Below are 24,300 nucleotides of genomic sequence, written 5' to 3' on the forward strand. Positions count from 1 at the left end.
TTACTTTCAGTATAACTAAATCGTTTTATTTCTTCATATGCTTGTTAGTAAAGTGAAACTTCCTTTCATTTGAAAGGGAATAAATTATAAGTATAGGAGGATTAATAAATGAAAGTTTTATTCGTTTGTTCTGGAGGAATGTCCAGCGCAATTGTTGTAAACGCTTTAAAAAAAGAAGCAGAGAAAAAAGGTGTGAACATGCAAGTGCATGCAATTGGAACGAATGAGGTTGAGGAAGAAGTCAAGAATGGTTGGGATGTTGTAATGGTTGCACCTCAAGTAAGACACCGATTTGACTCTGTAAAAAAATTTGCAGAACAGGAATCCGTTCCGTGCGGTATTATTCCGCCACAAGCATACACGCCGCTTGGTGGACCGACTTTATTAAAAACTGTAAATGAATTAATCAGTTAGGGGGAAGCGTTATGAATAAGTTTGTCACGTTTCTTGATAAAAACTTATCTGGACCGATGGCAAGGCTTTCTGAACAGAGACATTTACAAGCAATTCGTGATGGGGTAATTTCGGCGTTACCATTTATTATCGTTGGAAGTTTCTTTTTAATAGTAGCATTTCCACCATTACCGAAAGATAGTTTCATATCAGTTTGGGCATTAAAGAATCAAACAAGTATATTAATACCATATCGTTTAACGATGTTTATTATGTCTTTATATATAGCATTTGGAATTGGATATAATTTAGCGAAAAGTTATAAGTTAGATGCTTTATCAGGAGCGCAACTTGCGGTATGTTCACTACTTTTAACATTAACGCCTGAATTAATTGATAAAAAAGGATTTATGCTTCCGATGACAAATCTCGGAGGACATGGATTATTTGTTACGATGATTGTATCTATTTTATCTGTAGAGATCTTAAGGTTTTGTAAGAAGAGAAATGTAATGATTAAAATGCCAGAACAAGTACCGCCGTCTGTATCACGTTCTTTTGAAGCACTTATACCTGCAGCTTTCGTTATTATTATTATGAGTCTAGTTACTGTCGTTTTAAGTATTGATTTACATCATGTTGTTGATAAATTAGCGGCACCGTTAGTAAAAGCTGGGGATAGTTACTTCGGTGTAATCATCCCAGTTTTTTTAATTACATTTTTTTGGTCGTTCGGTATACATGGTGTGTCGGTTGTTGGCACTGTTGCCCGTCCATTATGGGAAGTATACTTAGGAAAAAATGGTGAAGCAGTTGCTAGCGGTGCTGATCAGTTGCCATTCATTGCACCAGAACCGTTATATCAATGGTTTATATGGATTGGTGGTTCTGGCGCGACGTTAGGGCTTATATTAGCTATGATTGTATTTGGTCGATCAAAATATTCGAAAGCGTTATCAAGAACTTGTATCGTTCCTGGGATTTTTAATATTAATGAACCAGTTATATTCGGTTTGCCGATTGTACTAAATCCCATTTTAATTATCCCATTTATCATTACCCCACTAGTAACAGCAACTGTTGCATACTCAGCAACTGCGATGGGATTTGTTACACCGACACATATAATGCCTCCGTGGACATTGCCTGCTCCAATTGGCGCTTATTTAGCTACAGGTGGAGATTGGCGAGCGATTGTACTCGTATTTATAAACATAACAATATCATTTCTTATTTATCTTCCATTCTTTAAAATGTATGACAAAAACATGCTTGAAATTGAGAATAATGGTGATGAAGAATCTGTGAATGCATAACGCACGTTCAGTAAATTATTAGTGATAGACAATTTGTCTATCACTTCTTTCATATAGAATTGAGAGAAGGTGAAAAGGTATGTATATAAAATTTAGTTATAAAGGTGTATTTTTACTATTATTTGGGGTGATTTGTGCGAACTTAATTTTTGTACCTTTATTAAGGATGCTAAATCTATCACAAATGCATAGTATATGGCTCGTTACAAGTATTGCGGCAAGTGTTTTGCTTACAATCGTTGTTTCTTTTATTGATGGCACATTTGTATCGAAAGTCCAGTTGTTTATTAGATTTATATTGTTTTCTGTAGGTTGTACATTGTTTACATACATAATTGTGTTTTAGTGAATAGGGGGCATGCATGTTATGTATATTGCAGGGATAATGTCCGGTACATCGTTAGATGGTATAGACGTAGCGCTCGTTCATATAGAAGGGAACGGTGTAGATTCTAAGGTTGAACTTATACATTTTACTACCGTTCCATTTTGCAGTGATATAAAAAATGAGATACAACAGGCTTTAGCAATTGATGCGTCTAATGTCCAACTAATATGCAGTTTGAACTTTAAGCTTGGTTTATGTTTTGCAAACGCTGTTAAGGAAGTTTGTATAGAGGCTAATTTTCCGTTAAAACAAATGGATTTAATTGGTTCTCACGGACAAACGATTTATCATCAACCAGCACCAGAAGGTAATATTATTTCTTCAACATTGCAAATTGGGGAACCAGCAGTTATAGCATATGAAACGAACACGACAGTTATCTCTAACTTTAGAACGATGGATATGGCAGCAGGGGGACAAGGTGCACCGCTTGTACCATATTCAGAGGTCGTTTTGTATCGGCATCAAACTAAAAATAGACTACTCCAAAATATTGGTGGGATTGGTAATGTTACAGTGATTCCAAATAAACTAAGTGATAAGCGTGTTATTGCCTTTGATACTGGCCCAGGGAATATGGTAATCGATGAAGTATGTCAAAGGTTATTTCAGTTACCATATGATCAAAATGGTGCGATCGCAAGACAGGGAGCAGTTGTAGATGGAATATTGACATACTGTATGACCCATCCATTTTTGAACATGAAACCGCCAAAATCAACAGGTAGAGAACAATTTGGAGAAGTGTTTGTGAGTGAATTATTGAAGCGATTTGAAGACTATAGCAAAGAAAATATATTGGCGACTGTCACGATGTTTACAGCAAGTACAATTGTTCATCATTATAAGGAGTTTATTTTGCCGTATTATGAAATCGATGAGGTAATTTTAGGTGGTGGGGGAAGTTATAATAATACACTTGTTGAAATGATACGGAATGGATTAAGAGAAGAAAAATGCGAAATATTTCTCCAAGAAGATTTAGGCTATTCTTCAGCAGCGAAAGAAGCAATCGCATTTGCAATCTTAGCAAACGAAACGTACCATCGTAATCCGAGCAATGTGCCGAGTGCAACAGGTGCTAAGGAATCTGTGGTTTTAGGGAATATAACATTCCCTCCAATAAGAAGAGGAAAATGAGGCGAATAAATGAGGTATATGATTGGAGTAGACGGTGGGGGAACGAAGACTGAGTCAATTGCTTTTGATCGAGACGGAAACGAGCTTGCAAGAGGTACGGGTGGATTTGGAAATATATTAATAGATTATGAAAAAGCACTTTCGCACATTATGGAGGTGATTGATCAATGCCAGAAAAGTGTAGTAAATGGACAATGCGTTTGTATTTGCCTAGGATTAGCGGGTATAAGTGGAGCAAATATAAATGAATTAACATTACGATTAAAAAAGAAATATGGAACACAAATTGAAGTTTTTAATGACGCAATAATTGCACATGCAGCTGCTTTAAAAGGTAAGGACGGAATATTAACTATAGGTGGAACAGGTGCAATTTGTATAGGTAAGAAAGGCGAAGAGTACGAGTATAGCGGCGGATGGGGACATATTTTAGGGGATGAGGGAAGTGGATATTGGATTGCATTACAAGCTTTAAAGAAAATGGCATTACAATTCGATCAAGGAGTTCGACTTTGTCCATTAAGCTTAAATATTCAAAATCAGTTTCAGCTTTTGACGCCATCTCATATAAAAAGTTTAGTATATACTTCTTCAAAAGACAAGGTTGCAGCAATTGCACCATTAATTATTCAGGAAGCGAGAAATGGGAATGATGATGCACATGAAATCATGATGCAAGCTGGTAAGGAATTAGCGAGAATTACGGTAAATGTTTATCATAAGACGCAATTTGAGTTGTCAACTTCAATTTCAGTTAGTGGTAGTATATTGTGTTCAGTACCTGAAATATATGCTGAATTTAAGAAATGCAGTGTGGAAAGTATGGGAGAAGTTATATTTGTATCACAATCAGAAATGGCAGCGAAAGGAACATATTATTTAATGAAGGATAAATATTTCAAAGTGTAAATAGCATGATGAGAATTTTTGTAGGATTTGTAAAATTATGATGTTAAAATGTATAAAGGGATGTAGGGTGAAAAAAGTACAATATGCGTAGTAAATGAATATTGTATAAGTATTCCCATGTAGAAAGTGAATGATTACATGATTAATAGTATGCAATTTTTGTATTTGGTGGCTTCTTATTTATTTGGAAACATATTAATCGCTTATATAGTAACGAAATGGAAACATAATGTTGATATTCGTGAAGAAGGAAGTGGTAATCCTGGCGCAAGAAATATGGGGCGCGTATATGGAAAAGGGTATTTCGTCGCCACATTTTTAGGTGATGCGATTAAAGGGGCAATCGTAGTTTCTATTGCAAAATACCTTTTTGAAGATTCTACATTTGTAATGTTAGCTTTACTGGCTGTTATACTTGGACATATTTATCCAATTTTATTTAAAGGCAAGGGCGGAAAAGGCATTTCAACATTTATTGGAGGATTAATTGCATTTGATTATTTGATAGCGCTTACTCTTATTGCTGTTTTCATTATATTTTATTTAATCTTTAAAGGATTTACTAAGCCAGGACTAATTACAATCGCTTGTTTACCAGTGTGCATGATTTTGTACTCTTACTCTATTGTTACGACTATTTTAAGTGCACTTATCATTGCACTTATTTTATATGTAAATCGAGAATGAAATGAACTTTTAATAAGTGGAGTTAATCTCCACTTATTATTTTTATTAAATACATAAAGGAGATACAACATGGGGTTAATTTATAAAGTTGCTGATCAAGCTTGGGAATTTGAAAGTATACATAAATTGAATTATAAAACATTTGTAGAAGAAATTCCGCAACATGAAGAAACGAAAGATCGTGTTCGTATAGATCGTTTCCATGAAGAAAATACATATTTAATTTGTTTAGATGACGATAAGTTAGTAGGTATGGTTGCATTGCGAGGAAAACGACCATTCTCGTTAGATTATAAAATTCCAAATCTAGATTTTTATTTGCAAGAACATGGAGAAAATGTATATGAAATTCGTTTACTTTCAGTAGAACGTGAATATCGAAATGGAAGAGCATTGTTAGGTTTAATTCGCTTTTTACATCGTTATTTGCTTCTAAATGGATATGAATTGGCACTCATTTCTGCTACAACACGTGAACTACCTTTATATGAGCAAATGGGATTCAAAGCTTTCCATACGTTAGTTGGTACAGAAGAAGCAGCCTTTCAGCCAATGTATGTTACCCCTGCTATGTTTGAAGAATCGAGTGTTGGAAGTATTATGACGAAAGAATACACGTTTTTACCTGGTCCAGTAGACATCGAAGACAATGTTCGAAAGGCATTTTCTACCCGGCCTATTTCGCATCGCTCTAAGTCATTTCATGTGACGATGGATAATGTAAAAAAACGGTTACTTCAAATGACAAAAGCAAAACGTGTACAAATAATGTTAGGAACAGGGACATTAGCAAATGATGCGATTGCTTTACAATTACGTTCTTTAAAAGGGAAAGGACTAGTATTAACAAATGGGGAATTTGGTAATAGATTAGTTGGACATGCAAAACGAGCACAGTTACATTTTGATACGTATAAAAAAGAAATGGGAGAGTCGTTTATTTATACCGAATTAGAAGAAATAATGACAACTGGAAATTATGAATGGCTTTGGTTTGTTCATCATGAAACATCTACTGGAATGTTAAACGATTTAGACGAGCTAAATACTCTTTGTAACAAGTACCAAATGAAACTATGTGTAGATTGCATTAGCTCAATTGGAGCAATTTCGTTAGATTTGAAGGATGTGTATTTTGCTAGTGGTGTTAGCGGTAAAGCGATTAAATCATATACAGGAATTTCTTTCGTTTTTCATAATCACATTGTAAAAATAAACGAGGCTGTGCCTGCCTATATGGACATTGGCATGTATGAAAAAAATGAAAGCATTCCATACTCACAATCATGGAATTTAATTTATGCTTTGCAAGAAGCATTGAAGAGATTTGAAGATGAAACGGCATTTGTAAAAATAAAAGAGACATATGATTATATGGAAGAAGCTATTGCTAGTATGGATTTAAACCTTGTTTCACCTAAAGAACATGCCGCGCCAATTATACTTACGATTCAATTAAGCGAAGGCCAGTCTTCTAAAACGGTAGGTGATGCGTTAGCGTTACAAGGATATATTGTCCATTATGAATCAGCGTATTTACAAAAGAATAACTGGATCCAAATTGCATGCCTAAATCATTACAAAGAACGTGATATAAAGAGGATGTTAAACTGTTTACAAATATGTGTATTATAGAGTGGAGTTCATATTTAAAGAATTTTCTTTAACATAGATGGTTTCGTATAAAGGATCTGCGACTTACGAAAACTTAGGAATAGAACATTGGAAGAGGTGTTAGTATGATAACTAAAAAATTACCATTACATATAGACGATATTAAAAAAGCTCACAAAATTCTAGATAGAAATGCTCGAAAAACACCATTAGTTAAATCTTTTTATTTGACTAGTAAAACGGGTGGAGAAATTCATTTGAAATTAGAAAATATGCAATTGACGGGTTCTTTTAAATTCCGTGGTGCATTTAATAAAATGTCGCAGCTGACAGAGCAAGAAAAAGAGAGAGGAGTAATTGCGTGTTCCGCAGGTAATCATGCGCAAGGAGTTGCATTATCCGCTCATTTACTTGGTATTAAGAGTAAAATTGTTATGCCAATTTCTGCACCTCAGGCGAAAGTTGAAGCAACTAGAGGATATGGATCAGAAGTTATTTTACATGGTGAAACCTTTGATGATGCAAAGGCAAAATGTGAAGAAATTATAAGGGAAACAGGTGAGACATACTTACATCCATATGATGATGTAGAGGTAATGGCTGGTCAAGGTACAATTGGATTAGATATTCTTGATGATATGTGGGATGTTGATACGGTCATTGTGCCAATTGGCGGAGGCGGAATTATTTCTGGTATTGCTGTTGCATTAAAGTCTTTTAATCCATCAATCAATATAATTGGTGTACAAGCAGAAAATGTCCATGGGATGAAGGCATCTTATGATACAGGGAAAATCGTAGAACATTACGAGGCACCTACTATAGCAGATGGTTGTGCAGTTAAAATACCAGGGAATTTAACGTTTGAGGTTGTAAAAGAATTAGTAGATGATATTGTAACAGTATCAGAAGGTGAATTAGAAGTAGCGATGAAAGACTTATTACAACGTGGAAAAGCTGTTGTAGAAGGTGCGGGTGCACTAGCTACTGCTGCACTTCTCGCAGGAAAAGTTGATAACTATATAAAAGGAAAAAAAGTAGTAGCAGTTATATCTGGTGGAAATGTGGACTTGCAGCGCATATCGAGTGTATGTGAGCACTTTTTTGTAGCTAATGAAGTGAAATAGTATTTTAAAAAAATATTGTTATGAAAGAGGGGCTAAGAGAAATTATCTTAGCTCTTACGTTTTGTCTACTGTATAGTGTAAGTGGCAATAAACTTGTGTTTTTTTCCGTCTAGTGAATTATTTTATTTACTTAGTATTTAATCACCTACTTTCACGTATACCTCAAATATTAAAATAATTATTTCAATATTGTCGAAACGGAAGCAGAAATTGAATATAATAGTGTTAATGTACGAATGAACGGGTAGGGGGACAGGCCATGAATAAAGAAGAACAGGTCATTATCGGTTTCAGGGAATTATATAACAAGATGGTTTGGCTTAATAAGGATAAGATGGAAGAAGGTCTTAAAGGCTTTAAGTCTTCTGAAGTACATTGCATTGAATATATTGAAAACAATGTAGATTCTAACGTGACCCAACTTGCAGAAGCCTTTTATGTAACTCGCGGTGCCATAAGTAGAATGACTAAGAAGCTCATAAAAAAAGGCCTTATCGAAAGCTATCAGAAGTCGGATAACAAGAAAGAAATCTATTTTAGGCTTACAGAACAAGGGAAAGTAATTTATAAAATCCATGAAAACCTGCACAAAGAGTTTCAAGAGCGGGATAAAATCGTATTTGAACAGGTAACCGAAGAAGAATTCGACAGTATAATTAGCTTCGTGGAAAAATATAGTAAGCATTTGGATGCAGAAATAAAGAAACAAGGTATACATATTAAGTCGTAATAAATTAAAATAATGAAAATGAAACCATGGGCAGCCTAACTTTACTGAGAAAAGGCAGCCTTTTTATTATCATTATTTTGTTGACGAATCAACAAAACAGAGTTAACATTTTGTTGACACAGCAACAAAATGTTTTGAGGAGAGAACTTAAATGTCTATATTTAGATCACGAAATGAAAGGAACACTGAAAAAAACATAGATAAACATGCTTTAATATTTGGCCTTATTTCTGTGTTTCTTTGTGGAATAGGCTTCAGTATCATAATGCCTGTAGTACCATTCTTAGTGCAGCCGTATACAAGCAATCCGGAAGAACAGGCTCTAGTTGTTACGCTACTGACATCTGTTTATGCAGCCTGTGTGTTTTTAGCTGCTCCCGTACTCGGAGCTTTGAGCGATAAATATGGTCGTCGTCCATTACTTTTAGTATGCCTTTTCGGTTCTGCAATTGGGTACTTAGTTTTTGGTATAGGAGGAGCTTTATGGGTACTATTTGCTGGACGAATAATAGAAGGTATAACAGGCGGGAGCATAAGTACTATTTTCGCATATTTTGCAGACATCATTCCTCCAAAGCAGAGAACGAAATACTTTGGGTGGGTGAGTGCAGTGGTAGGTGTAGGGACCATCATTGGCCCAACTCTGGGGGGATTACTTGCCAAGTTTGGTGATTCTGTACCCATATATTTTGGAGCAATCATAACTTTATTAAATGTTGTTTATGGACTCATATATATGCCTGAGAGTCTTGACAAAAATAATAGGTTGAAAGAGATTAACTTTGTAAGGTTGAATCCTTTTACACAGCTTGCAAACGTACTTTCCATGAAAAACTTAAAATGGTTACTTGTCTCAGCGTTTTTACTTTGGATACCTAACGGATCTTTACAAGCAATTTTCACACAATTTACAATGGATACTTTCAGTTGGAGGCCTGCATTAATTGGGCTTATGTTTTCAATAATGGGCTTTCAAGATATCATTTCACAAGGTTTTATAATGCCAAAGCTTTTGAGAAAGCTTAGTGATAAACAAATCGCAATTCTTGGGATGGTTTCGGAGATTATAGGTTACAGCTTTATTGCAGCATCAGCTTTGTTTTCACTCTATCCACTTCTTATCGTTGGAATGTTAATGTTTGGTTTTGGTGATTCAATCTTCGGCCCTTCATTCAATGGTATGCTCTCAAAGTCTGTCGATTCTAGTGAACAAGGAAGGATTCAAGGTGGAAGCCAATCTATTCAGGCTTTAGCAAGAATGATTGGTCCTATTATTGGAGGACAAATATATGTATCACTTGGTCATGCTGCACCCGCTTTTATGGGTATAATCCTTATAGCAGCGGCAATTGGAGTTTTGTATAAGGGTACGCATGTGACTATGTGAACTACCTGCTTTATTTCATTTTCGATTATAAAGGGATCCCGCTGCTGGAATCTTTCCGGAATCAACTGCATAACAGATGGATTTAAGAACAAATAGGGTGTCAGAACTTAGGAACAAGTTCTGACACCCTATTTATTTACAGTTTGATAGCTAGGAGAAGTTTTTTTTCTTTTTTTAAAGGATTTATCCCGTAAAATCCCAATTGGTGAAGGATAATATTCAGTAGGGATGGACAAAACTCCCACTAATTAAAGTTTCGCTTTATTTGAAGTTAGAAAAGGTAGGTAAATGACTGACTACTTTAAATCATGTCTGTGCTGAAGCAAATAATGATTCCATCTTTACTTTTCCCTTTTCTCTAATTTCAGCATTTGCATGTTGCATGACAAATTTATGAGCCAAAGCAATTGCTAAAACGTCGTCTAATAAGCCAATCCCGATTATCGCAGCTATATCTGGAATGAAATCGATTGCCAATACGTAATAGGATAAAGCGGCTAGTATAACGAGTTTAGCTTTAGCAGGTAATCCTTTTTTTTTCAAAGTGTAGTATAAAATAATACTTTCATATACACTGGATTTACCGAGGTTTGCTGAGCTTTTTTTGAACTTTTTCCAAAGCGTCTGTTTCTCCATATAAACACTCCTTTTATAAAATATGGATTTTTTTAAAAGGATAGACAAAGAAGAGAAAGAATAATCAATTTCATCATTTTTTCCTATTATACATTTCGATAAGTATAAGCGAATACCTGTTTAAAATAAAATAATGTTTGTTAAGCGAAGGTGATATGAAACGACTCACATTGTTTTGTTACATGGCATGTATAATAAAATATATGTAGACGATTCAGTTATTATTAAACATTTAATAAGCGGTATGGGGGAAGCTAATAGAACTACCAATTGAATTCGAATTTAACGGGAGAAACAATCTATTTATCCGAGCTTAATCGTATTAAACAATGAATTAACTTTAGTAGATACAGGTTATACAAATTTTTCACCTTTAATTGAAGATGCAATTTTAAAACATGGATATGAGATGAAAAATTTAAAAAATATAATTATTACTCATTATGATGACGATCATATAGAGTCTTTATACGATTTCAAAGTGAGATATCCTCAAATTAATATTATTGCTAGTGAAATTGAATCTAACTATATTAGTGGTGATATAAAATCAGAGAGGTTGGTTCAAGCTGAAGAAATGCTAGAACATATGCAAAATGAAGAAAAGGAATTTGGTGAATGGTTTATACAGCAGTTAAAAAATGTAAGTCATATTCCTGTTGATGAAAAAGGACATGATGGTCAAATGATTTTGAATAATGAATGTCAAATACTGGAGACGTCAGGGCATACTTCGGGGCATATTTTATTATATTTTCCAAATTTGGATTGTGTAATTACGGGAGATGCAGCTGTTCAAGATAATCGGAAATTAGTAATTGCGAATCCGAACTTTTGTTTAGATATAGAAAAAGCGGAGCAGTCTTTAAAGGAGATTAAAAATCTTAAAGCAACAAGGTATGATTGCTATCATGGAGGGAAATTCACTGTATAAAATAATAAAAAAACGATCTATTTTAAAATAAAAAGATCGTTTTTTTAATTCATAGATTTTGCAATTTGAATCAAATCATTAACATTGAATTCTCTTTTTATATGCAGTTTGTTACCAATTGCAATTTTATATTGAAAACCATCTTTTTGAAATAGAAGCTCATATGCGAAATCAAAATGAGGATTATATAATGCTTTTATATTATTGTTTAAATGATAGAATTTTGTTCCTCTATGTACATATTGCTCTAATTTATTATGCACTGGTGAAACAGTGATTTTTAAAATTCCACTAATATCATCATTATAGTAATGTAGTTCCAAGTAATCGTTATAGATGTAACCGTGAAATCCCTGAATTTCGAACGGGAATTTTGTAGGTGTTAGTATATGCTGCTTACACTTCATTTCATATTCTTTTACAATCGTAGCTTCTTTCATAAACGGATTCGTTCCATTATAAATTTGATTAATTTGAGATATTTTATTGTCTTTTGTTACGATTTCTAAAATGGAACCAATAGTACACACATCACTAATGTCTTTGAAATAAGCGATAAGAATTATAGTATCTTCTTTAGGAGATTGAATCTCTACAATTTCATGAAAATGTTTATCTTTTGGAAATGTAGGTAGTTTAATCCCTTCTGTTACATATGACTGCATTAATTTCTCGTTATTTTTGAGTAAAGCATGTTTAAATTTACTTATTACATCGGTTTGAGATTTGGCCATAATAATTGAGATGGATTGAAAAAATAGTAAGAAAAATATGCAAAAAATCTTTATTAATTTAGTGTTCACTTTTATCACCCTCTAACTATATTTCCATAAATCTCAAATATATATGTAAAGGAACGTATATATGTAATAGAAGTCATAGGAGGGAAGATTATGAGCTCTTTATTTGATGTAATTGCAGATATTATTTTGTTTTATCCTCGAAATGATATGAAATTAAAACATCATATTGCAAAATTAAGCGAATTTGAGTGGTTTCGAAAGTTACACGAAGATACAAAGTATACAAGTTTAATTTGGAGTAATAGGAAAATCAAGAAGTATATTTTGAATTCTACAAATATGGAAGCAATAATAAATTCCGAGAAAAAACAAAAAGAATTTGTTCATCTAGTACAGGATGAATATAAAAAAAGAAGATAAGAATTTTTTTATTTTTCATATTTGGCGAAACAAATGGTACAATGAAAGCTAATGTGAAAAATAAGGAAAAGAAGTGGTCTATTTGAAAAACTTTTTAGAATTAGGAATTAGTGAAACTTTTAATCATACATTACGTGAAAATGGAATTACAGAAGCAACACCGATTCAGGAGAAGGCAATTCCTGTTATTATGTCAGGTAAAGATATTATTGGGCAGGCGAAAACAGGAACGGGTAAAACGTTAGCATTCGTGTTACCGATTTTAGAAAAAATCGATCCAGAGTCTAGTGATGTTCAGGCTTTAATTGTTGCACCAACAAGGGAACTAGCACTGCAAATTACAACTGAAATTAAAAAAATGCTTGTTCAAAGAGAAGATATTAATGTACTAGCGATATATGGCGGACAAGATGTAGCACAACAATTAAGAAAATTAAAAGGTAATACACATATAGTTGTTGCGACACCAGGACGATTATTAGATCATATACGTCGTGAAACAATTGATTTAAGTAATCTTTCAACAATTGTACTAGATGAAGCGGATCAAATGCTTTATTTCGGTTTCTTATATGATATTGAAGATATTTTAGATGAGACACCTGATAGTAAACAAACGATGTTATTCTCAGCAACGATGCCAAAAGATATTAAAAAATTGGCGAAACGTTATATGGAAGAGCCGCAAATGATTCAAGTACAAAGTGAAGAAGTAACGGTAGATACAATTGAGCAGCGTGTCATTGAGACGACAGATCGTGCAAAGCCAGATGCACTTCGTTTTGTTATGGATCGTGATCAGCCATTTTTAGCAGTTATTTTCTGTCGTACAAAGGTTAGAGTAAGTAAGCTGTATGATAATTTAAAAGGACTAGGTTATAATTGTGCTGAACTTCATGGTGATATACCTCAAGCGAAACGTGAAAGAGTCATGAAGAGTTTCCGCGAAGCTAAAATTCAGTACTTAATTGCGACTGATGTAGCAGCTCGTGGACTTGATGTAGATGGTGTAACGCACGTATTTAACTTTGATATCCCTGAAGATGTAGAAAGTTATATTCACCGCATTGGCCGAACAGGACGTGCAGGTGGATCAGGTCTTGCAATTACGTTCGTTGCAGCGAAAGATGAAAAACATTTAGAAGAAATTGAAAAAACGCTTGGTGCACCAATACAAAGACAAATAATCGAACAACCGATGATAAAAAATGTAGATGAAAATGGAAAACCGGTACAAAAGCCGGCTCCAAAGAAATCAGGTCAATATCGTCAAAGAGATAGCCGTGAAGGTTCAAGAAGTGGTTCAAAAGGTGGTCCAAGAAACGATTCAAGAAATAGTTCGAGAAATGATAACAATCGATCATTTAATAAGCCAAGTAATAAGAAAAGTAGTACAAAACAAGGTCAGCAAAGACGTGGCCGTTAAATAGTTATTATACAAAAAGAGTCGCAAAGTGTTGCGGCTCTTTTTTGTTTTTATACAACGAAGTCGATATAAGTACAAGGGTGATTGTATAGAAACAACCTTTAAAATTTCATTCACCGTATTAAAAAATTAAAATTCATAAAGGAAATAGAAAGTAGGATGTTGTATATGTACAATAACAGGAAACTTTTTACATACTAAACATATACTTTAAATAAACCGACAGTCGGTCCGTAGGAAGGAGTACATCGATGAGGATCGTAAAAGAATATGGGGAGCGTAGAAATGAAATTTTAGAAACTGCTGAACGTTTGTTTGTTACAAAAGGGTATACGAAAACTACAGTAAATGACATTTTAAAAGAGATTGGTATAGCAAAGGGGACGTTTTATCATTATTTTAAGTCGAAAGAAGAAGTAATGGATGAAATTATTATAAGGATTATTAAAGCAGATGTTGCTAAAGCAAAAGCAATTGTCTCTAATCCTAATATCCCAGTTTTAGATAAGTTATTTCGAGTTTTAATGGAACAATCACCAAAATCAGGAGATGTAAAAGATAAAATGATTGAACAATTTCATCAGCCAAATAATGCGGAAATGCATCAAAAAAGTATAGTACAATCAATTATTCATTTATCTCCTGTTTTAGCAGAGATTTTAGAACAAGGAATCGCTGAAGGCATATTTTCTACTCCATACCCACAAGAAACGATTGAATTATTACTCTCTTCAGCACAAGTCATATTTGATGAGGGGTTATTCCAGTGGAAGCCGGAAGAAATGATGAGGAGAGCTAAAGCTTATATTAAAATGATGGAAGCATCTGTTGGAGCGAAAGAGGGAGCCTTTGATTACATGGTGGAGGTTTTAATCAAACAGAAATAGTAATTTTCTGTTTGGATATTATCGACCGACAGTCGGTCTGAATCGAATGAAGGGTGTGATGAGGATGCCAGCAAGTATAAAATCTTCTATGAAAGATTTTCACTTAATGGTGAGTGGGCAAATTATTACTATTTTAGGTTCAACACTTTTGCGTTTTGCCCTGTCTTTATATGTGTTAGATATAACAGGGCGTGCTGATATATTCGCAGGATTATATGCGGTAACGAGTATTCCTTTTTTGCTAGCCCCTCTCGGCGGAGCAATAGCAGATCGTTTCAATCGCCGTAATTTAATGGTTATTTTTGATTTTATAAACGCTGCGATTGTATTAAGCTTTATAGTTTTGTTATTTACTGGATCTGTATCTATTCTATTAATTGGAACAATTATGTTTTTGCTAGCAGTCATTAGTGCAATGTACTCACCGGTTGTAATGGCGAGTATTCCGCAATTAGTTCCAGAGAATAAGTTAGAGCAAGCGAACGGTATCGTAAATGGTGTGCAAGCATTATCTAATATAGTAGCTCCTGTATTAGGAGGAATATTGTACGGCATAATTGGTTTGAAAATGCTCGTAATAATAAGTTGTCTTGCTTTCTTTTTATCTGCGATTTTAGAAATGTTTATTACAATACCTTTTATAAAAAGAGCACGAGAAAGCCATATAATACCGACAATTGTAAAGGATATGAAAGAAGGATTTATATATGTTTTAAAACAACCATTTATTTTGAAATCTATGCTTTTAGCTGCATTACTAAATTTAATATTGACACCACTATTTGTTGTTGGTACTCCAATTATTATACGAGTAACAATGGAAAGTAGCGACACGTTATACGGAATTGGAATGGGATTAATCGATTTTGCTACTATTGTAGGTGCATTATCAATAGGTTTTTTTGCGAAAAAGCTGAAGATGAAAACATTGTTTTACTGGATGCTTTTAATAGCATTATTAGTAATACCAATGGCACTATCAGTTACGCCTTTTATTCTTAATTTAGGATACTATCCACCATTTATCCTCTTTATACTTTCTTCTATTTTAATTGCAATGATCATGACAATTGTATCCATCTATGTAATTACTGTAGTCCAAAAGAAAACACCAAATGAAAACCTAGGAAAAGTAATGGCAATTATAACAGCGGTATCTCAATGTATGGCACCAATTGGGCAAGTCATTTATGGTTTTATGTTTGAAGAATACAGTATGAAAATTTATTTACCTATAGTAGCTATTAGTTTCATAATGATAATAATAGCGATAGTGACGAAGAAAATATTATGGAATGAGGGGAACTAGCTTAATATGATTAGGAGAATGTTAAAAAGAGATTTCTCTCAAAATAAAATGATAATTACCATTTTATTTATGTTTATCATGTTATCAAGTCTTTTAATGGCTAGTGCTTCAAGTAATGTTATAAATCTATTGAACTCGATGGATCAATTGTTTAAAGTATCAAACGCACCGCACTTCGTACAAATGCATGCCGGAGAAATAAATCAAAAGTCAATCGATTCATTTGTAGCGAAAACTCCTTTTGTAAAAAAACAGCAAACAGCTGAGATGGTTCAAATAGGCGAATCTAACATTTTTATAAAGAAGAAAAATCAAGCGGAACATAATAATGTAATGGACATTAGCTTCGTTAAGCAAAATACTATTTTTGACTTTTTATTAGATTTAAATAATGAATTGATCGATGTTAGGAAAGGGGAAATAGGTGTACCAATTTATTATATGCAAAAATATAATTTGCGTATTGGAGATAAAATTTGGGTTGTTAAAAATAATAATGAGCTAGAATTTACTATTTCGGCATTTGTTCGTGATGTTCAAATGAACCCATCACTTGTTAGTTCAAAACGATTTGTAATAAGCGATGAAGACTTCGAAAGAATAAAGGGGAATTTTAGAGAAAGTGAATATCTTATTGAATTCCAGCTAACAGATTTAAATAAAATAAATGAATTTGAAACTTTATACCAGTCATCAAACTTACCTCAAAAAGGTCCCTCTATTACGTATTCACTCTTTAAAACACTCAATTCATTAACAGATGGAATAATAGCTGCAGTACTTATCATAATAAGTGCATTATTAATGCTAATCGCGATTTTATGTATTAGATTTACGATTATGACTTCAATGGAAGAAGATTATCGGGAAATTGGTGTTATGAAAGCTATCGGCATTCAAAGTAAAGATATTCAAAAACTATATGTAACAAAATATGTTGTTATTTCCGCTATCGGATGTATATGTGGATATATCCTTTCGTTATTTGTTACAAAAATATTTACCTCTAACATCGCACTTTATATGGGGACAGCTAATAAAAGTATTTTATATTATGTTGTGCCATTGATAGTCACAACATTGTTATTTCTAGCCGTTATCCTTTTTTGCCGCATCATTTTGCGGAATTTCAGGAGAATTACAGCAATAGACGCTTTACGATCAAGAGATAAACTAGGAAAAAGAAAGATTAGAAGGTTTTTTTCTCTCTCTCAAACTAAAATTACAAATGTAAATATATTTATTGGTATACAAGATGTAGTAAAACACTTTAAGTTATATCGCGTATTAAGTATCGTTTTAATCATAGCCGTGTTCATGATTGTTGTACCTGTTAACTTTTTGTATACGATTCAGTCACCGAAGTTTGTAAATTACATGGGAACAGGAAAAAGTGATATTCGAATAGATTTACAGCAATCTGAAAATATAGAGAAACGATTTAAGGACGTAATTTCATATATACGAAATGATGAAGAAGTAGAAAAATATGCAGCATTTGTAACGAGTACATTTAAAATGGTGAAAGCTGATAGTACAAATGGAAATTTAAATGTAGAAGTGGGAGACTTCACCCAATTTCCAATAGAATATGTTAAAGGTATGGCACCAAAAAATGAAAATGAGATCGCTCTCTCTTATATGAACGCAGATGAATTAAAAAAGACTATAGGGGATGAAATCGTTTTATTTGTAGAAGGAAAAGAGAAAATGCTAACTATTAGTGGTATATATCAAGATGTAACGAATGGAGGGAAAACAGCTAAAGCGAGTTTTTCTTACAATAAAGAAAATATATTATGGTACGTAGTAAATGTAGATATGAAACCCAAAGTGAATCTGCAAGAAAAAGTGAAGGAGTATAAACAAAATTTTAATTCTGCAAAAATAACAGATACGGATAATTATTTATCTCAAACTTTAGGAGAGACGATTAAACAGTTAAGACTCGTGACACAAGTGGCAATTTTGATTGCTATATTGATATCGGTTTTAATAACTGCGATGTTTTTTAAAATGTTATTGGTAAAAGATTCTTCGCAAATATTAATTATGAAAAGTATCGGGTTTTCCTACAAAGATATTCGTATACAATATGTTACTCGTTCTATTGCTATAGTATTAGTAGGTATTTTAACAGGGACATTTATAGCTGCTACGTTTGGAGAAACACTAATAAGCTGGTTAGGTTCATTTATGGGAGCAGCTCACATAAAGTTTGTTGTTAATCCGATCATTTCTTATGTAGTATGTCCAGCTATTTTATTTATATCTGTGACCGCAGCAACACTTTTCAGTAGTTTTACAGTGAAACAAACAAGTGATTTAAAGCTAAATGGGGAGTAGGAGGTGTGTATTTTGAAAAAAATTTTAGAAGTAAAACAATTAAATAAAAAATACGCAATGGATGGAAATAAAACTTACCATATGTTAAAAAATATAAACTTAGAGATTTATGAGGGAGAGTTTATATCGGTCATGGGACCTTCTGGTTCAGGGAAATCGACGTTACTATATAATATTAGCGGAATGGATCGAATGTCATCAGGAAGTGTGAAAGTTGATAGTAAAGAAATAACATGTATGAAAGAAGAGGCGTTAGCAAAATTACGACTCAGCGAAATGGGATTTATTTTTCAACAGAGCAATCTTCTTAGAAATTTGAATCTTTTTGATAATATAGTTTTGCCTGCGTATTTAGCAAAAGTTGAGAGCAGGAAAATAATAAATAAACGTGCACTTGAATTGATGAAGAAAACGGGAATTAGTCAAATTGCAACTAATAATATAACTGAAGCATCAGGAGGAGAATTACAAAGGGTATCTATTTGTAGAGCGCTCATAAATAAACCTAATATTATTTTTGCTGACGAACCAACGGGTGCTTTGAATTTAAAAGCGACAGAAGAGGTAATGGATATTTTAGCAAATATAAACCGTATGGGAACTACAATTATGCTAGTTACTCATGACGTAAAGGTAGCAGCTAAAACAGAAAGAGTTCTTTTTATGGTGGACGGAGAAATTGTTAGCGAAATACAGATGGGTAAGTATAGAAAAGATGATTTGAAGGTGCGAGAAGAGAAATTGTTAAAATGGTTAACTGTACTTGGATTTTAAAGAGATAATATTTTTGACTCCTATTGAATATAGGAGTTTTTTCTTTGTTTGAAAGTTCAAAAAGAGATATAATAATTTTCTGACTATTGATTATGGAGGGGTATAAATGAAAAATGAAACGCTACGTACACAAGAAGATATATTAAAAATGCTTGATTCATTATTAAGACCTGCAGAACCATTTTGGAATGAATTTTATGTGAATAGAGAAAAAGATGTTCCGTTTTTTGAAAATGTCCCAGATGAGAATCTAGTTTCGTATATACAAAAAGAGAGTGTTTCAAAAGGGAAAGTATTAGAACTTGGATGTGGTCCAGGAAGAAATGCAATTTATTTAGCGAATGAGGGATTTGATGTAACAGCAGTAGATTTATCTATAGAAGGTATTAATTGGGCGAAAGAGAGGGCATTAGAAAAAGGAATAGAAATTCACTTTATTTGTGATTCAATTTTTAATTTAGGTGCTCAAAATGAATTTGATTTCGTATACGATTCGGGCTGTTTGCATCACATTCCACCGCATAGAAGAATGAATTATGTCGATTTAATTAATAACTCATTGAAATCTGGTGGTTATTTCGGATTAACATGTTTTGCAGCAGGTGATCTGGATGAACGAAATGGATCAGAAATAACAGATTGGGATGTATATAGGGGTTGGAGTTTACAAGGTGGACTGGCATATTCGGAAGAAAAGTTAAGAGAAGTATTTAAAGAATTTGAAGTAATTGAAATTAGAAAGATGAAGCAAATTGAACAACCGAATGAAATGTTCGGAGAATCATTTCTTTGGACAGCATTATTTAAGAAGAAATAAAACATAGATAATTGACAAACTCATCATTTTTATAGACAATACATTTACAAGAATATACGTTCGGTTTTATTATCCGATGTATGTTTTGTATAAATACATAACAAGGGGATGTCTCTAAATGAGTAATACAAATCAAAAAATCACTACGTTTTTAATGTTTGAGGGAAAAGCTGAAGAAGCGATGGATTTTTATACATCGTTATTTGATCAATCAGAAATTGTAAACATCTCTCGTTACGATGAAAAGGGACCTGGTAAAGAGGGAACTGTAATTCATGCAACATTCACGTTAAATGGTCAAGAATTCATGTGTATCGATAGTTATGTAAAGCATGATTTTACATTCACTCCGGCTATGTCACTTTATGTAACTTGTGAAACGGAAGAAGAAATTGAAACTGTTTTTAATAAGTTAGCACAAGATGGAGCAATTCTTATGCCTTTAGGTGCTTATCCATTTAGTAAAAAGTTTGGTTGGTTAAATGATAAGTATGGTGTGTCTTGGCAGTTAACACTTGCTGAATAAATAAATTGTAATTTATTTGTTTAATGAGTTCAGTGAAGAGGTTAAAAATTTAAATAATATATAAAAAGGTGTTCCAACCGTCAATAGGTTTGGAACGCCTTTTTATATGTAAGTGAGTTGTTTAAAACTCACTAATTCTACTGTTATATTAATTAAACACTAAATTTTATTTCTATTTGGAATATTTTATATTTCTTACCGCTTTTTATCTGTTAATATAAATATAGAAAAGTGTATATTCGCTATTAGGCAGGCTAATAGAAAAAGGAAAGCATAAATAGTTAATGATCTTACACTTAAAATGTAACAAGATAGCTAGGGGGAATAGTTATAATGGATACAACTCAACAAAACAGTAATGCATGGGATAAGAAGGTTGAAGAAGGTTCTAGATACACGCAGCCTGTAAGTAGCGAGGTTATCGAAAAAAGTAAATCAGGTGAATGGGAAATCACAGTCACCACAGAAAAATCAGTTCCTAGAGATTGGTTTCCAAAGTCATTAGAGGGATTAAAGATACTGTGCTTAGCATCAGGTGGAGGGCAACAAGCGCCGGTTCTAGCTGCTGCTGGAGCAGATGTAACAGTTACTGATATATCAAGAAAGCAGTTGGAACAAGATAAAAAGGTAGCGGAACGGGAGGGGTTAACTTTAAAAACAGTACAAGGAGATATGTCAGACCTTAGTGATTTTGAAGATGAATATTTTGATATTGTCGTAAATCCTGTTTCTAATTTGTTTGTAAAAGATGTTCATCTTGTATGGAATGAGGCGTCAAGAGTTTTAAAGAATAGAGGTATTCTTATTTCTGGATTTACAAATCCATTACTATGGATTTTTGATGACAACTTAGAACAAAAAGGTATTCTAGATGTTAAACATTCAATACCATCATCAACACTAGATTATTTACCAGAGGATGAAGTTCAAGAGTATGTGAATTCTAATCAAACAATAGAATATGCACATACTCTTGAAGACCAAATTCAAGGTCAAATTGAAGCTGGTTTAGTTATAACCGGTTTTTATGAGGATGATTTTGGTGGAACTAGGATATTAGATAAGCATATTAAAACTTTTATTGCTACAAAAGCTATAAAGTTAAAGATGGATTAAAAATTTTTACTTGTTATACTGGGCGTTAGTAGAAGAATGGTCTTAAAAATAGGGAAAGTTCAATATATGTCAAAAAGGATGGCACATGCCATCCTTTTCCTTGTGCATTTTGAGTATAATAACAAGTTTTATAGCTCTTAGCTTGTTATTATTTATAGTAGCACTTTTTCTTTTTAAGAATTTTGCTTGCCGAATCTTTTCCAAAGTTTAGCTAACAATTCAGGCTGATCCCCTTGGCTCATTACAACTTCAATAAAGATAAGTCGATTCATATTAAAATTTATTTTAGTTAAGACTTCTGCTAACTCTATTTCATTTTCCACTTTAAATGTTAGGCTTTTTTCTTCTGATCCGAATATATTTGCTAGTTTAGTGTAGTCCCACATTTGTATGTCATTATACGGTTGATTTTGGCCGTGAATCGCACGTTCAACATTATATCCATTGTTATTGACTAAAAATATTATCGGTTTTAAATTTTGACGAAGTACAGTCGATAACTCTTGAACAGTTAATTGGAAAGAACCATCACCAATAATTAAAATGTTACGTCGCGATAAATCAGCGAGCTGTGTACCAAGTAGAGCAGGTAATGTATAACCGATTGATCCCCATAATGGTTGCCCGACGTATGTAGTGTTGTTTGGTAAAGGGATAGCGGAACTACCAAAGAAAGGTGTTCCTTGCTCTGCAATTAAGACATCGTTTTCTTTTAAAAAATGATTCATTTGTTGCCAAAATCGTTTTTGTGTAACGATTTGTTTTTTTGGAATGAACCCTTCGGTAAATAAAGATGATTCAGAGATAAAAGGCTTAATTTCAAGAACTTCCTCGCTGCGATTCCTTTTATGCGAGCGTATCCATCGGCTGCATATGCCGCATTTAATTCATTACAATTGCCAATCCACTTTAGCTTTTCATGTGCTAGTTCATCATCTAAAAAAGCTAAATTATAATCACCAGGGAACCAAAAATATATTCAATTCCTAATTCGCTTAGTCGGTCTAGTAAATATGTACTTACAGTATATTGCGTTTGCAATTGAATCATCTCCTAACTGTACAATGAATATTTCAATTAACTAAAGAAGTTCCAGTGCGTTGATTAAAATATTGATTACTGGATTGTGGTATAATTTACATACAGGGGGAAAGTAGATGACACAACATAAAGAAGAACAGATGAATGAGGCATTAGCATTATTTTACTTTGCATATAAAACTTTTACAGAAAAACCAGATGAAATTATAAAAGAATATGGTATACAACGAGTACATCACCGAATTTTATTTTTTATCGCACGTTTTCCAGGGATAAGTGTAAATGAGTTACTATCGTTATTAGAAATAAGTAAACAAGCTCTTCACGGACCACTGCGTCAACTTGTGGAAAAGGGACTAATTGAAAGTAATGAAGCTACTCATGATCGTCGAGTAAAACAATTATCCTTAACAGAAGAAGGTACAGATTTAGAGAAAAAACTAAGTGATGTTCAAAGAAAACAAATGGGTGCTATTTTTTCAAAATTTGGTGAATCATGTGAAGAGAATTGGCATCAAGTTATGAACGAAATGGCGAATAGCCGTTCAGGCCATGATGCATGGATAACGAAAAGAGAAATACCAGTTGATCAAAAATAATGAGAAATATGCCTTTCTTTATAGTTTGAAAAAGAAAGAATTTTATCCATGCATTTGGCAACTATGGATAAATCATAGAGTGAATGGATAAAAAGATGCATTACTAGATACTTTATACGTGTACGCGATGGAACAATAAAATTCACATTTCCGAGAGGGGAATTATAATGATAAAACTTGTACTTATTCGTCACGGACAAAGTTTATGGAACCTTGAAAATCGCTTTACTGGATGGACGGATGTAGATCTATCAGAGAATGGATTAAGTGAAGCAAGAGAAGCAGGAGCAATATTAAAGGAAAACGGTTATACTTTCGATGCTGCTTACACATCTGTATTAAAACGAGCAATCCGGACTGTATGGATTGTTCTGCATGAAATGGATCTTACTTGGGTGCCTGTACATAAATCATGGAAACTAAATGAAAGGCATTATGGAGCGCTACAAGGATTGAATAAAGAAGAAACTGCAAAAAAATACGGTGAAGAGCAAGTTCATATTTGGAGAAGAAGTGTCAATGTAAGACCACCTGCTCTTACTGAAGATGACCCTAGATATGAGGCGAACGATCCAAGATATAAAACACTTCAAAAAGGTGAATTCCCATTGACGGAATGTTTAGAGGATACGGAGAAGAGAGTGCTGGAATATTGGCATTCAGAAATTGCACCATCATTAAAAAGTGGTGAGAAAGTAATTATTTCATCGCATGGTAATACAATTCGATCGCTAGTGAAATACTTAGACAACCTTTCAAATGATGGTGTGGTTTCATTAAATATTCCAACGAGCATACCACTTGTTTATGAATTAGACGATGATTTACATCCGATTCGTCATTATTACTTAAGTATGGACGGAGAAGTACCTGAAGGGGAAATTCCGAAACATATTTCTTTTTAACATGAAAATTTGAAACGCACACTTGTCTACATATACAATGTAGATTCATGATAAAGTGAAACTTTAATCAGTGGGGATTTTGTTCGTCCCCACTGCCCACCTAACTTCTTTGCTTTTGCTGAATTTTGAG

Annotated in this window: 24 protein-coding genes and 2 pseudogenes; 22 read left to right on the forward strand and 4 right to left on the reverse strand. The window is 33.3% G+C overall.

The annotated features are described in order from the left end of the window. Positions 1–108 precede the first annotated feature (108 nt). The 10 genes from KPL75_RS26020 to KPL75_RS26065 all read left to right on the forward strand — a co-directional run bounded on the left by KPL75_RS26020 (position 109) and on the right by KPL75_RS26065 (position 9,691). Positions 109–414, forward strand: a complete 306-nt coding sequence (locus tag KPL75_RS26020; protein ID WP_219918408.1) for a PTS sugar transporter subunit IIB — start codon at positions 109–111, stop codon at positions 412–414. An 11-nt stretch (positions 415–425) separates the two neighbouring features. Further along, a complete protein-coding gene (locus KPL75_RS26025) occupies positions 426–1,709 on the forward strand; it encodes a PTS sugar transporter subunit IIC (RefSeq protein WP_219918409.1) in 1,284 nt (427 codons plus the stop codon). 79 nt (positions 1,710–1,788) lie between these two features. Then, complete coding sequence (locus tag KPL75_RS26030) at positions 1,789–2,055, forward strand: hypothetical protein (protein WP_219918410.1); 267 nt, start codon at positions 1,789–1,791, stop codon at positions 2,053–2,055. A gap of 21 nt (positions 2,056–2,076) precedes the next feature. Beyond that, positions 2,077–3,237: an anhydro-N-acetylmuramic acid kinase AnmK gene (anmK, locus tag KPL75_RS26035; protein WP_219921166.1), complete on the forward strand. Its 1,161-nt coding sequence runs from the start codon at positions 2,077–2,079 to the stop codon at positions 3,235–3,237. 9 nt (positions 3,238–3,246) lie between these two features. Then, positions 3,247–4,146 (forward strand): BadF/BadG/BcrA/BcrD ATPase family protein, encoded by a 900-nt coding sequence (locus KPL75_RS26040; RefSeq protein ID WP_219918411.1) that lies wholly within the window; start codon positions 3,247–3,249, stop codon positions 4,144–4,146. A 138-nt stretch (positions 4,147–4,284) separates the two neighbouring features. Further along, on the forward strand, positions 4,285–4,833 hold the full coding sequence (gene plsY, locus KPL75_RS26045; protein WP_219918412.1) for a glycerol-3-phosphate 1-O-acyltransferase PlsY: 549 nt from the start codon (positions 4,285–4,287) through the stop codon (positions 4,831–4,833). Between the two features lie 69 nt (positions 4,834–4,902). Then, entirely contained in the window at positions 4,903–6,468 is a 1,566-nt protein-coding gene (locus KPL75_RS26050) for an aminotransferase class V-fold PLP-dependent enzyme (RefSeq protein ID WP_219918413.1), read from the forward strand. 104 nt (positions 6,469–6,572) lie between these two features. Then, on the forward strand, positions 6,573–7,574 hold the full coding sequence (gene tdcB / locus KPL75_RS26055) for a bifunctional threonine ammonia-lyase/L-serine ammonia-lyase TdcB (protein ID WP_219918414.1): 1,002 nt from the start codon (positions 6,573–6,575) through the stop codon (positions 7,572–7,574). 259 nt (positions 7,575–7,833) lie between these two features. Next, a complete protein-coding gene (locus KPL75_RS26060; protein WP_219918415.1) occupies positions 7,834–8,304 on the forward strand; it encodes a MarR family transcriptional regulator in 471 nt (156 codons plus the stop codon). A gap of 151 nt (positions 8,305–8,455) precedes the next feature. Continuing rightward, positions 8,456–9,691 (forward strand): MFS transporter, encoded by a 1,236-nt coding sequence (locus KPL75_RS26065; RefSeq protein WP_219918416.1) that lies wholly within the window; start codon positions 8,456–8,458, stop codon positions 9,689–9,691. A gap of 306 nt (positions 9,692–9,997) precedes the next feature. Here the strand turns inward: KPL75_RS26065 and KPL75_RS26070 are convergent, their stop codons facing one another. Beyond that, a complete protein-coding gene (locus KPL75_RS26070; protein WP_002200484.1) occupies positions 9,998–10,327 on the reverse strand; it encodes a YkvA family protein in 330 nt (109 codons plus the stop codon). Between the two features lie 257 nt (positions 10,328–10,584). On the opposite strand from KPL75_RS26070, the pseudogene KPL75_RS26075 reads away from it, so the two are divergent. Next, a pseudogene (locus KPL75_RS26075) lies at positions 10,585–11,261 on the forward strand (MBL fold metallo-hydrolase). A gap of 44 nt (positions 11,262–11,305) precedes the next feature. Here the strand turns inward: KPL75_RS26075 and KPL75_RS26080 are convergent. After that, on the reverse strand, positions 11,306–12,064 hold the full coding sequence (locus tag KPL75_RS26080) for a hypothetical protein (RefSeq protein WP_219918418.1): 759 nt from the start codon (positions 12,062–12,064) through the stop codon (positions 11,306–11,308). A 90-nt stretch (positions 12,065–12,154) separates the two neighbouring features. Here KPL75_RS26080 and KPL75_RS26085 point away from each other — a divergent pair, with 90 nt between their 5' ends. From KPL75_RS26085 to KPL75_RS26125, 9 genes are all read left to right on the forward strand, one after another. After that, the gene (locus KPL75_RS26085) at positions 12,155–12,424 is read left to right on the forward strand and encodes a hypothetical protein (RefSeq protein WP_219918421.1); all 270 of its coding nucleotides are present in this window, start codon (positions 12,155–12,157) and stop codon (positions 12,422–12,424) included. A 73-nt stretch (positions 12,425–12,497) separates the two neighbouring features. Further along, positions 12,498–13,850, forward strand: coding sequence for a DEAD/DEAH box helicase (locus tag KPL75_RS26090; protein ID WP_002012917.1), 1,353 nt, complete (start codon positions 12,498–12,500; stop codon positions 13,848–13,850). A 251-nt stretch (positions 13,851–14,101) separates the two neighbouring features. Continuing rightward, a complete protein-coding gene (locus KPL75_RS26095; RefSeq protein ID WP_219918424.1) occupies positions 14,102–14,737 on the forward strand; it encodes a TetR/AcrR family transcriptional regulator in 636 nt (211 codons plus the stop codon). Positions 14,738–14,783: 46 nt separating this feature from the next. Then, positions 14,784–16,046: an MFS transporter gene (locus KPL75_RS26100; RefSeq protein ID WP_258236995.1), complete on the forward strand. Its 1,263-nt coding sequence runs from the start codon at positions 14,784–14,786 to the stop codon at positions 16,044–16,046. 6 nt (positions 16,047–16,052) lie between these two features. Further along, positions 16,053–18,392 carry an ABC transporter permease gene (locus tag KPL75_RS26105; RefSeq protein WP_219918426.1) on the forward strand — a complete coding sequence of 780 codons (2,340 nt, stop codon included), beginning with the start codon at positions 16,053–16,055 and terminating at the stop codon, positions 18,390–18,392. Positions 18,393–18,404: 12 nt separating this feature from the next. Next, positions 18,405–19,166: an ABC transporter ATP-binding protein gene (locus tag KPL75_RS26110; RefSeq protein ID WP_219918428.1), complete on the forward strand. Its 762-nt coding sequence runs from the start codon at positions 18,405–18,407 to the stop codon at positions 19,164–19,166. Positions 19,167–19,272: 106 nt separating this feature from the next. Beyond that, a complete protein-coding gene (locus KPL75_RS26115; protein ID WP_219918430.1) occupies positions 19,273–19,983 on the forward strand; it encodes a class I SAM-dependent methyltransferase in 711 nt (236 codons plus the stop codon). A 118-nt stretch (positions 19,984–20,101) separates the two neighbouring features. Next, positions 20,102–20,509 (forward strand): VOC family protein, encoded by a 408-nt coding sequence (locus KPL75_RS26120; RefSeq protein ID WP_002147959.1) that lies wholly within the window; start codon positions 20,102–20,104, stop codon positions 20,507–20,509. A 333-nt stretch (positions 20,510–20,842) separates the two neighbouring features. Then, positions 20,843–21,625 (forward strand): class I SAM-dependent methyltransferase, encoded by a 783-nt coding sequence (locus KPL75_RS26125; RefSeq protein ID WP_219918432.1) that lies wholly within the window; start codon positions 20,843–20,845, stop codon positions 21,623–21,625. Between the two features lie 173 nt (positions 21,626–21,798). Here the strand turns inward: KPL75_RS26125 and KPL75_RS26130 are convergent. Beyond that, positions 21,799–22,467 (reverse strand): annotated as a pseudogene (locus KPL75_RS26130) (thiamine pyrophosphate-dependent enzyme); the annotation flags it as partial. Continuing rightward, complete coding sequence (locus tag KPL75_RS27890) at positions 22,350–22,604, reverse strand: thiamine pyrophosphate-binding protein (RefSeq protein ID WP_375141038.1); 255 nt, start codon at positions 22,602–22,604, stop codon at positions 22,350–22,352. The gene KPL75_RS27890 and the pseudogene KPL75_RS26130, both read right to left, overlap by 118 nt. 178 nt (positions 22,605–22,782) lie before the next feature. On the opposite strand from KPL75_RS27890, the gene KPL75_RS26135 reads away from it, so the two are divergent. Continuing rightward, positions 22,783–23,265, forward strand: coding sequence for a MarR family winged helix-turn-helix transcriptional regulator (locus KPL75_RS26135; RefSeq protein ID WP_219918435.1), 483 nt, complete (start codon positions 22,783–22,785; stop codon positions 23,263–23,265). Between the two features lie 167 nt (positions 23,266–23,432). Next, complete coding sequence (gene gpmA, locus KPL75_RS26140) at positions 23,433–24,170, forward strand: 2,3-diphosphoglycerate-dependent phosphoglycerate mutase (protein ID WP_219918437.1); 738 nt, start codon at positions 23,433–23,435, stop codon at positions 24,168–24,170. The last annotated feature ends 130 nt before the right edge of the window (positions 24,171–24,300 follow it).

This window comes from Bacillus sp. NP247, assembly GCF_018966865.1.
In the GTDB taxonomy this organism is placed as follows: domain Bacteria; phylum Bacillota; class Bacilli; order Bacillales; family Bacillaceae_G; genus Bacillus_A.